Below are 14,595 nucleotides of genomic sequence, written 5' to 3' on the forward strand. Positions count from 1 at the left end.
GCGCCTCACGCCGCCGGGCCGCCTCGGGTTCGTCCCGGGTCCGCCTTCCGCACGCGTGCCCGCATCGGAGGCCCCGCCCCCTCTTCCTCCGGGGGACGGGGCCTTCGTCGTCACGCCTCGGTGCGTACCTCGGCGAAGTGGCAGGCGCTGGGGTGCGGGTCCGCCGCGCGCGGTACCGCCTGCGGGTCCTGCGTCGCGCAGACCTCCTCGGCCTTCCAGCAGCGGGTCCGGAAGTGGCAGCCGGACGGCGGCTCGGCCGGGCTCGGCACGTCGCCGGTGAGCCGGATGATGGTCCGCCGGTCGCGGGCCTCCGGGTCGGGCACCGGCACCGCCGACAGCAGCGCCTGGGTGTACGGGTGGGTCGCGCGCTGGTAGATCTGCTCCTCGGTGCCGATCTCCACGATCCGGCCCAGGTACATCACCGCCACCCGGTCGGAGATGTGCCGGACCACCGACAGGTCATGGGCGATGAAGATGTACGACAGCCCCAGCTCGTCCTGGAGCTGCTCCAGCAGGTTGATCACCTGGGCCTGGATGGAGACGTCCAGGGCCGACACCGGCTCGTCGCAGACGATGATCTCGGGCCGCAGCGCGAGCGCCCGGGCGATGCCGATGCGCTGCCGCTGACCGCCGGAGAACTGGTGCGGGTAGCGGTTGACGTGCTCCGGGTTGAGCCCGACCACGTCCAGCAGCTCCTGCACCCGCTGCCGCCGGCTGCGCTTCGGTGCCGCCTCCGGGTGGATCTCGAACGGCTCGCCGATGATGTCGCCGACAGTCATGCGCGGGTTCAGCGAGGTGTACGGGTCCTGCATCACCATCTGCATGTTCCGCCGCAGCCGGCGCAGGTCCGCCCCTGCCGCCCGGAGCAGGTCGCGCCCCTCCAGCGTGACCCGCCCGGCGGTCGGCGTCTCCAGGCGCATGAGCAGCCGGGCCAGCGTGGACTTGCCGCACCCGGACTCGCCGACCACGCCGAGCGTCTCACCGCGCCGCAGCTCGAACGAGACGCCGTCGACCGCCTTGACCTGGCCGATGGTCTTCTTGAACAGCACGCCCTGGCTGATCGGGAAGTGCTTGACCAGCTGGTCGACGGCGAGGATCGTCTCGCCGCGCACCTTGGCGGGTTCAGCCGTCGCGGTCATCGTGCACCTCCTGGGCGAAGTGGCACGCGCTGGTCCGCCCGTCGCCGAGCACCAGGTCGTGCGGCACCTCGTCCACACAGACCGGCTGGACGTACGGGCACCGGGGGTGGAACGGGCAGCCGGACGGGATCGCCATCAGGTTCGGCGGCAGCCCGCGGATGCTGGACAGCGCCTGGCCGCGCACGTCCAGGCGCGGGATCGACTCCAGCAACCCCTTCGTGTACGGGTGGGCCGGCGCCCGGTACAGCGCATGCACGTCGGCGTGCTCGACGATGCGGCCCGCGTACATGACCGCGATCCGGTCCGCCACACCGGCGACCACGCCCAGGTCGTGGGTGATCAGGACGAGCGCCATGCCGAGATCCCGGCGCAGGTCGGCCAGGAGGTCCATGATCTGCGCCTGCACCGTGACGTCCAGCGCGGTGGTCGGCTCGTCGGCGATCAGCACCTTCGGGTCCAGCGCCAGCGCCATCGCGATCATGACGCGTTGCCGCATGCCGCCGGAGAACTGGTGCGGGTAGTCGCCGAGCCGCTTCGCCGCGGCCGGGATCCGGACCAGATCCATCAGTTCGACGGTGCGCCTGCGCGCGTCGGCCCGCGACATCCCGGCCCGCTCGCGCAGCGACTCGCCGATCTGCCAGCCGACCGGGAAGACCGGGTTCAACGCCGACAACGCGTCCTGGAAGATCATCGCGATCTCGGCGCCGCGAATCTGCCGGCGCTCCTCCTCCGGGCGGGTGAGCAGGTCCCGCCCCTGGTAGAGGATCTGCCCGGCGCGCACGTACGCGGGCGGGGTGTCCAGGATGCCCATGATCGCCTGGGCGGTGACGGACTTGCCGGAGCCGGACTCGCCCAGCACCGCGAGCGTCTCACCGGCGTCCAGGTGGTACGTCACCCCGTTGATCACCCGGGCCACGCCCTCCCGGGTACGGAACTCGACGTGCAGGTCCCGTACCTCCAGCAGGTGCCCGCCGGGCGGCGTGGGTGAGGCCGGCGTGGGCCGGACCGCGTTCTGCGTCATGAGGAAGTCACCGCAGCTTCGGGTCGAAGGCGTCGCGGATCGCGTCGCCGAGCATGATGAAGGCGAGCACGGTCAGGGCGAGGAACGTCGACGGCACGATCAGCGGTGTCGCCGACTCGCGCATGTGCACCCGGCCGGCGTCGATGTCGATGCCCCAGGAGATGGTCGGCGCCTTCAGGCCGATGCCGAGGAAGCTCAGCGTCGCCTCGGCCGCGATGAACGACCCGAGCGCGATGGTGAGCACCACGATGGCCGGGGCGAGCGCGTTCGGCAGGATGTGCCGCCACATGATCCGGCCGTTGCCGGCCCCGAGCATCCGGGCTGCGGCCACGTAGTCCTGCTCCCGGGCGGTGATCACCGAGGAACGGACCACCCGGGCCGCGGTGGTCCATCCGAGCAGCGCCAGGACGAGGATCACCGCGAACAGGCGTACCGTCTCGCCGCTCGTGCTCACGCGCTTGAGCAGCACGATCGCGGCGAGCAGCAGCGGGATGCCGAGCACGATGTCGATCACCCGGGACAGCACCGCGTCGACCCACCCGCCGAAGTAGCCGGCGAGCATGCCGACGACGAGCGCGATCACGCCGGTGATCAGCGCGGAGAACGCGCCCACGAGCAGCGAGGCGCGGGCGCCGTAGACCGCCCGGGCGAACGTGTCGCAGCCCTGGAAGTCGTACCCGAAGATCGCCCCGCCGGACGGCCCGGCGTGCTGCCGCGACAGCACGCAGTCGCGCGGGTCGTTGGCGGCGAACAGCCCCGGCGCCACGGCCATCGCGGCGACCAGCACCACCAGGAGCAGGCTGATCCAGAAGACCGGGTTGCGGCGCAGGTCCCGCCAGGCGTCACCGGCCAGGCTGCGGGCCCGGTCCGGCCGCCCGGCCCGCCCGGGCGTGCCCGGTTCGCCTGACACGCCGCGCCGCGCGGCCTGGTTCTCGGTAGCCGCCACCGTCTCGAAGTCGCTCACTGCGGCACCTCGCTGTGCTCACTCATAGCGGATCCTCGGGTCGAGGACGGCGTAGAGCACGTCCACCACCAGGTTGGACAGCAGGTAGACCACGACGAGCACGCTGACGATGCCGACGACAAGCGGGCCGTCCTCGGTGCGGATGCCGCGGAACAGGTTGAAGCCGACGCCCGGGACGTTGAACACGCCCTCGGTGATGATCGCGCCGCCCATCAGGTTGCCCAGCTCGACGCCGAGGAAGGTGACCACCGGGATGAGCGAGTTGCGCAGCACGTGCACGCCGACGATGCGGCGTCGCCGCAGGCCCTTGGACCGGGCGGTGCGGACGTAGTCGGCGCGCAGGTTCTCGGTCACCGAGGTCCGGGTCAGCCGCAGCGCGGTGGCCAGCGACAACGAGCCGAGCACGATGCCGGGCAGCAGCAACGCGTAGAAGGAGGGTTGCGCTCCGGCGGTGGGCGGGAAGATCGGCCAGCGTACGCCGAGGAAGTACTGCGCCAGCGGGGCCAGCACGATGGTGGGGATGCCGAGCACCAGCAGCGTGAGCACGAGCGTGGCGTGGTCGAACACGCCGGAGCGCCGGATGGCCGCGATCACGCCGGCGGTGACCCCGAAGATCACCGTCACGGCCATCGCGATCACCGCGAGCTTCAGGGTGACCGGCCAGGCGGCGGCGAGGATGTCGCTGATCTGCCGCCCGGTCAGCGACTGCCCGAGGTCACCCTGGACCAGGCCGCCCAGGTAGTCGAAGTAGCGGTAGAAGAAGCCGCCGACACCCGTCGCGTCCAGGTGGTACTTCTCGGTCAGGTAGGCCCGCTGCGCGGCGGTCACCGGCCGCTCCCCGGCGAGGGCCTGGATCGGGTCGCCCTGCCCGGCGAACATCAACGCGTAGACGATCAGCGTGGTCCCGAAGAAGGCGAGGACCATCTGGAGCAGTCGCCGCAGGATGAACCGGAGCATGCTGGCAAGTCTGCCGAAACCAGGCTAAATACGTGCCAATGCGAGGGCCGGGCCACCCGGTGGGGGTGGCCCGGCCCGTCAGCAGGGTGTCAGGCGCGTTCGATCTTCAGCAGATCCACCCGGTCGAAGAGGTCCACGTGGACGTTCTTGACCTTGGTCGAGTGGCCGAAGTTGTTCTGCCCGTACCGCAGCGGGATCACCGGCATGTCCTGCGCGAGCAGGTCCTCCGCCGCCTGGTACTTCTTGATCGCCTCGTCCTCGGTCGCCGCGCGGGCGCCCTCGGCGAGCAGCTTGTCGAACTCCGGGTTGCTGTAGCCGTAGTAGTTCGACGAGCCGGTGGTGCTGTACAGCGGGCCGAGGTAGTTCTCCATGGACGGGTAGTCCATGACCCAGCCCATCCGGAACAGGCCGACCGGCTGCTTCTGCTTGAGCTTGGTCAGCAGGTCCGCGAACTTCGGCTCGGCGGTGCCCACGCACTCCACACCCAGGTTGGCCTTGAGCTGGTTGCACGTGGCGTCGATCCAGTCCTTGTGGCCGCCGTCGCCGTTGTAGGACAGCTCGATCTTCTTCGGGCCGCCCGCGGCCTCGTACATGGCCTTGGCCTTGACCGGGTCGAACGCGCCCGCCGTGCCGATGGTGTTCTCCCGGTAACCGGCGACCACCGGCGAGACGAACGAGCGAGCCGGCTGCTGCGAGTCCTTGAAGATCGACTTGGTGATCTCGTCCCGGTCGATCGCCATCGAGATCGCCTTGCGCACCTCGGGCTTGCTGAACTCCTCCTGGAACGTCGGGAAGGCCAGCACCTGCAGCGACGAGGCCGGGCTCTGCTGGAAGCGGTCGCCCAGGTCGGTCGCGGCGGTCGACAGGTTCTCGGTCGGGATCGTCTTGATCACGTCGAGGTTGTCCGACAGCACGTCCGCGTACGCCGCGGTCGGCTGCTGGTAGATGCGGAACTCGACGCCGCCGACCTTGGGCTGCTGGCCCGGGAACGCGTCGTAGCGCTCCACCTCGACCTTGGCGTCGTGCTGCCAGCTGCCCTTCATCTTGAACGGGCCCTGGCCGATCGGCGCCTGCTCGTAGCCCTCGGCGAGCACGCCCGGGGCGGAGAAGGCCGCCTTGGGCAGCGGGTAGAAGGCGGTGTAGCCGAGCATGGACTTGAAGTCCACGTACGGCTGGCTGAGCGTCACGGTGAAGGTCAGGTCGTCGACCTTCTTCAGGCCGCTCATCGTCGTCGCCTTCGGGCTCTCGCCCTGGAGGTCGTCGTAGCCGGCCACCTTCTCGAAGAAGTAGCTGGAGTTCTGACCGTTCGGCGCGTATGCGCCATAGTTCCAGGCGTCGATGTAGTTGTCGGCGGTGACCTTCTCGCCGTTGTGGAACGTGTAGCCGGGCTTCAGCTTGACCGTCCAGACCTTGTTGTCGGACGTCGTCACCGAATCGGCCGCCACCTCGTGCGGCTTGTTCGCCTCGTCGTAGTCGACGAGCGGGCTGAACAGGGCCGACAGGACCTGGGAGCCGCTCGTCTCGTTGGTGTTTGTCGGCACGAGGTGCTGCGGCTCGGCGATCTCGATCCGCACGGCCGCATCGGAGTCGCCGGCACCGCCGCCGCCACCGCCCGAGCCGCAGGCCGTCAGGCCGAGCGTCACCGCGAGCGGGAGCGCGGCCCAGGCCGCGAGCCTACGAACACGCATGGAGTCTCCTCATCTCCTCACGCTGCGCGGTCGTCCCGGCGCTGGGTGACTCTGCGCAACGAGCGGTAACGGTAGGTCGCGATCCGGCCCGTCGACAACTAGTGCGTGGTCAACTGATGACGGATCGTGTTCGGCGGGCCTTGCCGCTGTCGTCCGCGCGTGCTAAACCCCGCCTCTAACTGGCCTTTTATTCGCCCCTGGTGGTCCGTTCGAAGTCGGTCAAGCGCGTCTGCGACGTCCGGCCCGCCTGTCCGGTCCCTGCCCGTCCGGGCGTGTCAGGGCCGCCGCGTCACGGTGACTGGTCACTCTCCGTGAGTTAGGGCACGTTGCGCAGCGTGATCGTCGGCCGTCGTCGTCCGGGCCCGCCCGCAGCCGTGAGACGATCACGACGTGACGGCGACGATCCTGGACGGCAAGGCCACCGCGGCGGAGATCAAGGACGAGCTACGGGCCCGGGTGAAGGCGCTCGCGGAACGCGGCATCACCCCCGGCCTCGGCACCGTGCTGGTCGGGGAGGACCCCGGCTCCCAGGCGTACGTCAACGGCAAGCACCGTGACTGCGCCGAGGTCGGCATCGCCTCGCTGCGGGTCGCACTGCCGGCCGACGCCAGCCAGGAGCAGCTCGACGCGGCGCTGGCCGAGCTGAACGCCGACCCGGCCTGCCACGGCTACATCGTCCAGCTCCCGCTCCCCGGGCACCTCGACACCCAGCGCGCGCTGGAGTCGATTGACCCGGACAAGGACGCCGACGGGCTGCACCCGGTCAACCTGGGCCGGCTCGTCCTCGGGTACGACGCGCCGCTGCCCTGCACCCCGCGCGGCATCGTGGAGCTGCTGCGCCGGCACGACGTGCCGCTGCGCGGCGCGAACGTGGCTGTCGTCGGCCGGGGCAACACGGTCGGCCGCCCGCTGGGCCTGCTGCTGACCCGGCGCAGCGAGAACGCCACAGTGACGCTCTGCCACACCGGCACGCTCGACCTGGCCGCGCACACCCGCGCAGCCGACGTCGTCATCGTCGCCGCGGGCGTGCCCGGCCTGCTGACCGCCGACATGATCAACCCGGGCGCGACGGTGGTGGACGTCGGCATCACGCGGGTGATCGGTGAGGACGGCAAGGGCCGCTACACCGGCGACGTGGACCCGGAGGTGGCCGAGGTCGCCGGCAAGCTGGTGCCGATGCCCGGCGGCGTCGGCCCGATGACCCGGGCGATGCTGCTGACGAACGTGGTCGAACGGGCCGAGCGGACCGCCTGACACCCACCCAGGTCATAACCGTCCGCCCCTGACCCGATCGGTGCCAGGATGGCTGATACGGTCCGGAAAACCGACTGGTATCAGGGAGTGGGACGACCATGGGTAAGAAGGTCACTGTCGTCGGCGCCGGCTTCTACGGCTCGACCACCGCACAGCGCCTGGCCGAGTACGACGTCTTCGACACCGTCGTGATCACCGACATCGTGGAGGGCAAGCCGGCGGGTCTCGCGCTCGACCTCAACCAGTCCCGCGCGGTCGAGGGCTTCGAGACCAAGGTCGTCGGCGTCACCACCGGCCCGAACGGCGAGGGCTACGAGGCCATCGAGGGCTCGGACGTCGTCGTCATCACCGCCGGCCTGCCGCGCAAGCCGGGCATGAGCCGGATGGACCTGCTGGAGACCAACGCCAAGATCGTCCGGCAGGTCGCCGAGAACGTCGCCAAGTACGCCCCGAACGCCGTCGTCATCGTGGTGTCCAACCCGCTCGACGAGATGACCGCGCTGGCCCAGCTCGCCACCCAGTTCCCCAAGAACCGGGTGCTCGGCCAGGCCGGCATGCTGGACACCGCCCGCTTCACCAACTTCGTCGCCGAGGCGCTGAGCGTGCCGGTGAAGTCGGTACGGACCCTGACGCTCGGCTCGCACGGCGACACGATGGTCCCGGTGCCGTCCAAGAGCACCGTGAACGGCAAGCCGCTGCGTGACGTCATGCCGGCCGAGCAGATCGAGGAGCTGGTCGTCAAGACCCGCAACGGTGGCGCCGAGGTCGTCGCGCTGCTCAAGACCGGTTCCGCGTACTACGCCCCGTCCGCCGCCGCGGCCCGGATGGCGAGGGCAGTGGCCGAGGACTCCGGCGCGGTCATGCCGGTCTGCGCCTGGGTCGACGGCGAGTACGGCATCTCCGGCGTCTACCTGGGCGTCGAGGCCGAGATCGGCGCCGAGGGCGTGAAGCGGGTCGTCGAGACCGACCTGGACGCCGACGAGCTGGCCGCGCTGAAGGAGGCCGCCGAGGCGGTCCGCGCCAAGCAGGGCGACGTCGCCAGCATGTGACGCCCGTCCCACCGCATCGAAGGCCCGTCGGCTCCGCCGGCGGGCCTTCTGCCGTCCCACCCGCGGTTCTCCCCGTCGATCATGAGGTTGACGGCGTAGTCGATCTCCAATTCCGCCGTCAACTTCATGATCGACGGGGTGGGGGATGGGTGGTGAAGGGGGCGGTCAGGTGGGGAGTGGCCAGGACGGTGGGGGAGAGGGACGTGAGCAGGTGCTGCCGGGAATGGCGGGCCGTGGGCTGGTCCTCCTCGTGGGCGTACGCCAGCTCCGGGTCGACCAACTGGATCGCGTGCACGAGCAGGTCGCCGGTGATCAGGAGGCGGTCGTCGTCCGCCTCGACCAGCACCGACTGGTGACCCGGCGTGTGGCCGGGCGTGTGCAGCAGTCGTACCCCCGGGGTGAGGGGCGTCTCGCCGTCGACCACCCGCAGCCGGCCGGCGGCGCGCAACGGCGTCAGCAGCCGGGCCGGCAGTTCCGGGTGGAACAGCTCCAGCGCGTCCACCTCGGCGCGCTGGATCAGGTGGTCCGCGTTCGGGAACAGCGCGCCGGCCCAGCCCACGTGATCGGTGTGCAGATGGGTGAGGACCACGGTGCGGACGTCGGCCGGGTCGATCCCGGCGGCGGCCAGCTCGGCCGGCAGCCGGCCCGGCACCGGCGCCCAGCTCGCGGCGAGGGAGTCGGCCGGGCCGATGCCGGCGTCGACGAGCGTGACCGGCCCGTCGCCGGCCCGCACCGCGAACGCGCGGAACCGCAGCCACCACCGGCCGTCGTCGGTGACGGCGCCCGGATCGAGCCGGTCGGCCGCCTGCCAGTGCGCTTCCGTGGCGTCGGGAAACGCCTCGCCGCGGGGCTGGAAGAAGGGCCCCTCGCCGTCGGAGAGCGCGGTGACCGTGATAGACCCGAGGGTGCGGCTGCGCGGCATCGGACGATGATGCCAGCGGGCCGAGGCGCGGCGCAGCCCGCTTTTCCGGCGGTCCACCCGGGCCGCCTGGGGACTGCCGGTCAGTTTCCAGTACGCTCGTACTGCTTGAGCACGTGTCCCCCGAGAGGAGCGCCGGCCGATGGCGAAGATCAAGGTAAACAACCCGGTCGTGGAGATCGACGGCGACGAGATGACCCGGATCATCTGGAAGCAGATCCGGGAGCAGCTGATCCTGCCCTACCTCGACGTCGACCTGCACTACTACGACCTGTCGATCCAGCACCGTGACGCCACCGACGACCAGGTCACGGTCGACGCCGCCAACGCCATCAAGGAGCACGGCGTCGGCGTCAAGTGCGCCACCATCACCCCGGACGAGGCCCGGGTGGAGGAGTTCGGCCTGAAGAAGATGTGGCGGTCGCCGAACGGCACCATCCGCAACATCCTCGGCGGCGTGGTCTTCCGCGAGCCGATCATCATGTCGAACGTGCCGCGGCTCGTCCCGGGCTGGACCAAGCCGATCATCATCGGCCGGCACGCGCACGGCGACCAGTACAAGGCCACCGACTTCGTCGTCCCCGGCCCGGGCACGGTGACGATCACCTACACCCCGGCCGACGGCGGCACCCCGATGGAGATGGAGGTCGCCAACTTCCCCGGCGGCGGCATCGCCATGGGCATGTACAACTACGACGAGTCGATCCGGGACTTCGCCCGCGCCTCGTTCCGGTACGGCCTGGACCGCGGCTACCCGGTCTACATGTCGACCAAGAACACCATCCTCAAGGCGTACGACGGCCGGTTCAAGGACATCTTCGCCGAGGTGTTCGAGAACGAGTTCAAGGCCGAGTTCGAGGCCGCCGGCCTCACCTACGAGCACCGGCTGATCGACGACATGGTCGCCGCCGCGCTCAAGTGGGAGGGCGGATACGTCTGGGCCTGCAAGAACTACGACGGTGACGTGCAGTCCGACACCGTCGCGCAGGGCTTCGGCTCGCTCGGCCTGATGACCTCGGTGCTGCTGTCCCCGGACGGCCGCACCGTCGAGGCCGAGGCCGCCCACGGCACCGTCACGCGGCACTACCGGCAGTACCAGAAGGGCGAGAAGACCTCGACCAACCCGATCGCCTCGATCTACGCCTGGACCCGGGGCCTGGCCCACCGGGGCAAGCTGGACGGCACCCCGGCGGTCACCGAGTTCGCCGACACGCTGGAGAAGGTCATCGTGGACACCGTCGAGGGTGGCCAGATGACCAAGGACCTCGCGCTGCTCATCTCGCGGGACGCCCCGTGGCTGACCACCGACGAGTTCATGAACGCGCTCGACGAGAACCTGGCGCGCAAGCTCGCCGCCTGACGTGCAAGGAAGGGCCCCTTCTTAACGCCTCGCGTTGTAGAAGGGGCCCTTTTTAACACCTCAGGCTCGCCGGGACGGCGTGACCTCGTTCGGTGCGCCCTCGTTGCACAGGGTGGACGAGATGCCAGTCGCGTCCATGAAGGTGGGCCGTGGCCGCGCGCCGGCCGGCCGACCTTCGAGGCTGCTGAGCGCAGCCAGCCGTCCCTTCCCTGCGGGGGGTCCTGTCCCGGGCCCCCCGCGCCCATGCTCGGACCGCGGCTGTTAAGAAGGGGCCCTTCCTCTACCGCAGGCGTTAACAAGGGGCCCTTCCTTTCATGCGGCGCGGAGCAGTTCGGCGGCGCGTTCCGGGGCGATGTCGTTGATGAACACGCCCATGCCGGACTCCGACCCGGCGAGGTACTTCAGCTTGTCCTTGGCCCGCCGGATGCTGAACAGCTGAAGGTGCAGGTGGCCCAGCTCCCTGTCGATCCGCACCGGCGCCTGGTGCCAGGCCGCGATGTACGGCATCGGCAGGTCGAACAGCCCGTCGAAGCGGCGCAGCAGGTCCAGGTAGAGCGGCCCGAAGGCGTCCCGCTCGGCGTCGTTCAGCGCCGGGATGTCCGGCACCGGCCGGTGCGGTGCCACGTGCACCTCGAACGGCCAGCGCGCCGCCGCCGGGACGTACGCGGTCCAGTGCTCGTTGCTCGTCACCACCCGGTCCCCGGAGGCGCGTTCGGTGGCCAGCACGTCGGCGTAGAGGTTGCCCCCGGTGCGGTCGGCGTACCGCCGGGCGGCGGCCAGCATCGTCCGGGTGCGCGGCGTGACGAACGGGTACGCGTAGATCTGCCCGTGCGGGTGGTGCAGGGTCACCCCGATCTCCACGCCCCGGTTCTCGAACGGGAAGACCTGCTCGACGCCGGGTAGCGCGCTCAGTGCGGTGGTGCGGTCGGCGAGCGCGTCCAGCACCGTCCGCACCCGGCGCGGGGAGAGGCGGGCGAAGGAGGCGTTGTGGTCGTCGGTGAAGCAGACCACCTCGCACTTTCCACGTCCGGGGCGTACCGGGGTGAACGGCGTGATCTCGGCCGGCTCGTCGGCCACCCGCTGGCTCAGCGATGGGAACCGGTTCTCGAAGACCACCACGTCGTAGTCGGGCGCGGGGATCTCACTGTGCCGCTCACCGCGGGACGGGCACAGCGGGCACTGGTCGGCCGGGGGCAGGAACGTGCGGGTCTGCCGGTGCACCGCCACCGCCACCCACTCGTCGGTCAGCGGGTCGTACCGCAGCTGCGAGGCGGGCGGGGGAGGGGGCAGGTCCCGCCGGTCCGGCTGGTCGCGGACCGCGTCGTCCCGCTCGTCGAAGTAGATCAGCTCGCGGCCGTCGGCCAGCGCGATCTGCGTACGCTTCACTCCGCCCCCCTCGTCGTGGGCACCGTCACCAGCTCACCCACCCTGTCGTCGAGTACCCGTCGGGCCTCGGGTGCCAACCGGTCGTCGGTGACCAGCACGTCCGCCGCCTCCAGCGGCACGATCGACGAGATGCCGACGGTGCCCCACTTGGTGTGGTCGGCGAGCACCACGAGCCGGTCCGCCGCTGCCACGAGCGCCCGGTTCGTGTCCGCCTCCATCAGATTGGGGGTGGTGAAACCGGCCCGTTCGCTGATCCCGTGCACGCCCAGGAAGAGCAGGTCCAGGTGGAGCGCGGCGATCGCGGCCACGGCGAGCGGGCCGACGAGCGCGTCCGACGGTGTGCGTACGCCGCCGGTGAGCACCACGGTCTGGTCCGGCCGGCCGCCGACGTGCAGGGCCTCCGCCACCGGCAGCGAGTTGGTGACCACTGTGAGGCCGGGCACGTCCACCAGCCGCCGGGCCAGCTCGGCGGTGGTGGTGCCGGCGGAGAGCGCGATCGCGGCGCCGGGCCGGACCAGCCCTGCGGCATGCTCGGCGATGGCGGCCTTCTCCGCCGACTGGCGGACGGACTTGGCGTGGAAGCCGGGCTCGTCGGTCGAGCCCGGACCGGCCGGCGTCGCGCCCCCGTGCACCTTGGCGAGCAGGCCCTGCTCGTGCAGCGTGTCCAGGTCGCGCCGGATGGTCATGTCGGAGACGCCGAACTCGGCCGCCAGCTCGGTGACCCGGACGCCGCCGGCGCGGCGCAGTCGTTCCAGGATGGCCGTCTGCCGCTGCCGCGCCAGCATCCCCGGCTCACCTCCGCGCCTCACCGACCCACGCGGGCGCTCCACGCGGTCGAACGTGTTCCAACAAAGACGAACACTACCGCGCAACGAGGGGTGATGCGAGACCGCCGCCGTCCGGAAGCCGGACGACGGCGGTCGAGGGTGCTGGAGTGCCGGGACTCGGCCGGCGGTCAGGCGGTCACGCGGGCTGGAGGCGGGGCTCCACCCAGCCGGTCTCGGTCAGGTGCTCCATCACCTTCCCGATGGCCTCCTCGACGCTCAGATCCGAGGTGTCCACCACCAGGTCGGCGTCGGTGGGCTCCTCGTACGGGTCGTCGATGCCGGTCATCCCGGTGATCAGGCCGGCCCGGGCGCGGGCGTACAGGCCCTTGCGGTCGCGCTGCTCACACACCGCCAGCGGCGTCGCCACGTGGACCAGCAGGAAGCCCGCCCCGGCCGTCTCCGCCATCTCCCGGGCGGTGGCGCGGGCCGCCGCGTACGGCGCGATCGGGCAGCAGATGCCGACGCCCCGGTGCCGGGCGATCTCGGCGGCCACCCAGCCGATCCGGCGTACGTTGAGATCCCGGTCGGCCTTGCTGAACCCCAGCCCGGCGGAGAGTTCCCGCCGCACCACGTCGCCGTCGAGCAGCGTGATGGTGCGGTCGCCCTGCTCGCGGAGCACGTCGGCCAGCCCTCGGGCGATCGTCGACTTGCCCGAGCCGGACAGGCCGGTCAGGAAGATCACCAGCCCTCGGTGCCGCCGCGGCGGGCGTGCCCGGGCCAGTTCCTTCGCCACCGCCGGCGGGGTGTGCCACTCGGGCAGCGGGAAGCCCCGGTCCAGCAGGTCGTCGATCTCGCGCGCGCTCAGCGCCAGCCGCCGGTTGCGCGGCGGGATGTCCTCGCGCCAGCGCCACTGCCCGTCCCGGTTGTCGTAGGCCAGCTCGCGGGGGACCAGCACGCGCAGACCGGCGCCGGAGAGCATGCCCTCGGTGGAGAGCAGGTGGGTCACGCCGTACGCGGCGGCGACCCGGGCCCGCAGCAGCGCGTCGCTGATCTCGTCGCGCCGCCGGGCCAGCGGCACCGCCACCAGCGTCGCCGGGGGCATCCGGTCGCGGGCGGCGAACACGCTGCGCACCAGCGACTCGGCCGGCAGGCCGCCGATCGACTCCTCGCCCACCGGGATCATCACCAGCAGGTGCGCGCCGAGCGTACGGGCCGCGTGCGCGATCTGCGCCAGCTGCGGCCGGTGCAGGGGACGGTCGGCGAACACGCCGAGCACCCGGCCCGGCGGCAGCAGCCCGCGTACCTCGTCGGGGCCGCGCCGCAGCCGCTGGAACGGCCCGTGGCCGCCGTCGCCCAGGCGGCGCACCGTGCCGCCGACACCCACCATGCCCTCGCGGCCCGGCCAGACGTCGGTCACGTCCATCGCCGCCACCGGCGCGCCCTCGCCGTCGGTGAGCACCACCGCCCGGCGGGCCGGGTCGGCCGGGTCCAGCCCGTCGGCGAGCGCCGCCGGCACCTGGAGTGTCACCGGCACCGGCCACGGCGTGCCGTCGGCCAGCCGGCCGCGCCGGTTCAGCGAGGCCAGGTCGGCCCGGCTCATGAAACCGGTGAGCGGTGCGTACGCCCCGCTCAGCAACAACTGGAGATCGGCCAGCTCAGCGGGTCTGGGCGCGTACGACGGCGCATCCCGCAGAACGTCCTCGGGCAGCAGCCACCCGTTGCTCATCGAACCCCCAACTCACCGGCCGGCACACAGTTTCGCAGCCCACCGGCGATCGGTCGAGAGCGCCACCCGGCCTCCCGGTGATCGCCTGTTCCGGCGACCGTGCCGAGGACGAGTCGGGGTCACCGAATCCTTACCGGCGGGCCGCGGCCGGTCGATCGTGCGAACGGCTGCCTGCGCGCGCCGACCGGCCGAGCGCGCGGTCCCGTATCCGCCGGACCGCTCGGCGGAGACGGGACCGGAGCCGGCGCGAGTCCTCCACCCGAGGCGCGCCGCCGTTCCCGCCACCTAAGGGCCGCGGAGGCCGAGGATCAGGGGATCGCAGGGGTCAGGAGAGGCTCTGGCGAGGCACCGGAGTTCTACGCTGA

At 71.3% G+C, this 14,595-nt stretch carries 12 protein-coding genes; 3 read left to right on the plus strand and 9 right to left on the minus strand.

All coding sequences use genetic code 11. From position 1 onward, the window contains the following. Window positions 1–110: 110 nt before the first annotated feature. From IF06_RS0105815 to IF06_RS0105835, 5 genes are all read right to left on the minus strand, one after another. Window positions 111–1,139 (minus strand): ABC transporter ATP-binding protein, encoded by a 1,029-nt coding sequence (locus tag IF06_RS0105815; RefSeq protein ID WP_013288505.1) that lies wholly within the window; start codon window positions 1,137–1,139, stop codon window positions 111–113. After that, a complete protein-coding gene (locus tag IF06_RS0105820; RefSeq protein WP_013288504.1) occupies window positions 1,123–2,160 on the minus strand; it encodes an ABC transporter ATP-binding protein in 1,038 nt (345 codons plus the stop codon). Before IF06_RS0105820 ends, IF06_RS0105815 begins: the two co-directional genes overlap by 17 nt. A 7-nt stretch (window positions 2,161–2,167) precedes the next feature. Continuing rightward, window positions 2,168–3,124: an ABC transporter permease gene (locus IF06_RS0105825; RefSeq protein ID WP_030269431.1), complete on the minus strand. Its 957-nt coding sequence runs from the start codon at window positions 3,122–3,124 to the stop codon at window positions 2,168–2,170. Between the two features lie 18 nt (window positions 3,125–3,142). Further along, on the minus strand, window positions 3,143–4,081 hold the full coding sequence (locus IF06_RS0105830; protein ID WP_013473620.1) for an ABC transporter permease: 939 nt from the start codon (window positions 4,079–4,081) through the stop codon (window positions 3,143–3,145). Between the two features lie 89 nt (window positions 4,082–4,170). Beyond that, window positions 4,171–5,769, minus strand: a complete 1,599-nt coding sequence (locus tag IF06_RS0105835) for a peptide ABC transporter substrate-binding protein (RefSeq protein WP_013473619.1) — start codon at window positions 5,767–5,769, stop codon at window positions 4,171–4,173. A 390-nt stretch (window positions 5,770–6,159) separates the two neighbouring features. On the opposite strand from IF06_RS0105835, the gene IF06_RS0105840 reads away from it, so the two are divergent. After that, window positions 6,160–7,023, plus strand: coding sequence for a bifunctional methylenetetrahydrofolate dehydrogenase/methenyltetrahydrofolate cyclohydrolase (locus IF06_RS0105840; protein WP_013288500.1), 864 nt, complete (start codon window positions 6,160–6,162; stop codon window positions 7,021–7,023). A 98-nt stretch (window positions 7,024–7,121) separates the two neighbouring features. Further along, on the plus strand, window positions 7,122–8,072 hold the full coding sequence (gene mdh, locus IF06_RS0105845; RefSeq protein WP_030269434.1) for a malate dehydrogenase: 951 nt from the start codon (window positions 7,122–7,124) through the stop codon (window positions 8,070–8,072). Window positions 8,073–8,196: 124 nt separating this feature from the next. Here mdh and IF06_RS0105850 read toward each other — a convergent pair whose 3' ends face one another. Further along, on the minus strand, window positions 8,197–8,994 hold the full coding sequence (locus IF06_RS0105850; RefSeq protein ID WP_030269436.1) for an MBL fold metallo-hydrolase: 798 nt from the start codon (window positions 8,992–8,994) through the stop codon (window positions 8,197–8,199). Between the two features lie 139 nt (window positions 8,995–9,133). Between IF06_RS0105850 and IF06_RS0105855 the strand changes: the two genes are divergently transcribed. Beyond that, window positions 9,134–10,351 (plus strand): NADP-dependent isocitrate dehydrogenase, encoded by a 1,218-nt coding sequence (locus tag IF06_RS0105855; RefSeq protein ID WP_013288497.1) that lies wholly within the window; start codon window positions 9,134–9,136, stop codon window positions 10,349–10,351. Window positions 10,352–10,663: 312 nt separating this feature from the next. Here IF06_RS0105855 and galT read toward each other — a convergent pair whose 3' ends face one another. The 3 genes from galT to cysC all read right to left on the minus strand — a co-directional run bounded on the left by galT (window position 10,664) and on the right by cysC (window position 14,230). Then, window positions 10,664–11,737 carry a galactose-1-phosphate uridylyltransferase gene (gene galT / locus IF06_RS0105860; protein ID WP_030269437.1) on the minus strand — a complete coding sequence of 358 codons (1,074 nt, stop codon included), beginning with the start codon at window positions 11,735–11,737 and terminating at the stop codon, window positions 10,664–10,666. Further along, complete coding sequence (locus tag IF06_RS0105865; RefSeq protein ID WP_013288495.1) at window positions 11,734–12,522, minus strand: DeoR/GlpR family DNA-binding transcription regulator; 789 nt, start codon at window positions 12,520–12,522, stop codon at window positions 11,734–11,736. Before IF06_RS0105865 ends, galT begins: the two co-directional genes overlap by 4 nt. 178 nt (window positions 12,523–12,700) lie before the next feature. Further along, window positions 12,701–14,230 (minus strand): adenylyl-sulfate kinase, encoded by a 1,530-nt coding sequence (gene cysC / locus IF06_RS0105870; protein WP_030269439.1) that lies wholly within the window; start codon window positions 14,228–14,230, stop codon window positions 12,701–12,703. Between the last annotated feature and the right edge of the window lie 365 nt (window positions 14,231–14,595).

This window comes from Micromonospora globosa, assembly GCF_000717585.1.
Lineage (GTDB): Bacteria > Actinomycetota > Actinomycetes > Mycobacteriales > Micromonosporaceae > Micromonospora > Micromonospora aurantiaca.

Coding starts and splice junctions, on each gene's coding strand:
- IF06_RS0105815 (WP_013288505.1), bottom strand. CDS start 1,139: ATGACCGCGACGGCTGAACCCGCCAAGGTGCGCGGCGAGACGATCCTC.
- IF06_RS0105820 (WP_013288504.1), bottom strand. CDS start 2,160: ATGACGCAGAACGCGGTCCGGCCCACGCCGGCCTCACCCACGCCGCCC.
- IF06_RS0105830 (WP_013473620.1), bottom strand. CDS start 4,081: ATGCTCCGGTTCATCCTGCGGCGACTGCTCCAGATGGTCCTCGCCTTC.
- IF06_RS0105835 (WP_013473619.1), bottom strand. CDS start 5,769: ATGCGTGTTCGTAGGCTCGCGGCCTGGGCCGCGCTCCCGCTCGCGGTG.
- mdh (WP_030269434.1), top strand. CDS start 7,122: ATGGGTAAGAAGGTCACTGTCGTCGGCGCCGGCTTCTACGGCTCGACC.
- IF06_RS0105850 (WP_030269436.1), bottom strand. CDS start 8,994: ATGCCGCGCAGCCGCACCCTCGGGTCTATCACGGTCACCGCGCTCTCC.
- IF06_RS0105855 (WP_013288497.1), top strand. CDS start 9,134: ATGGCGAAGATCAAGGTAAACAACCCGGTCGTGGAGATCGACGGCGAC.
- IF06_RS0105865 (WP_013288495.1), bottom strand. CDS start 12,522: ATGCTGGCGCGGCAGCGGCAGACGGCCATCCTGGAACGACTGCGCCGC.
- cysC (WP_030269439.1), bottom strand. CDS start 14,230: ATGAGCAACGGGTGGCTGCTGCCCGAGGACGTTCTGCGGGATGCGCCG.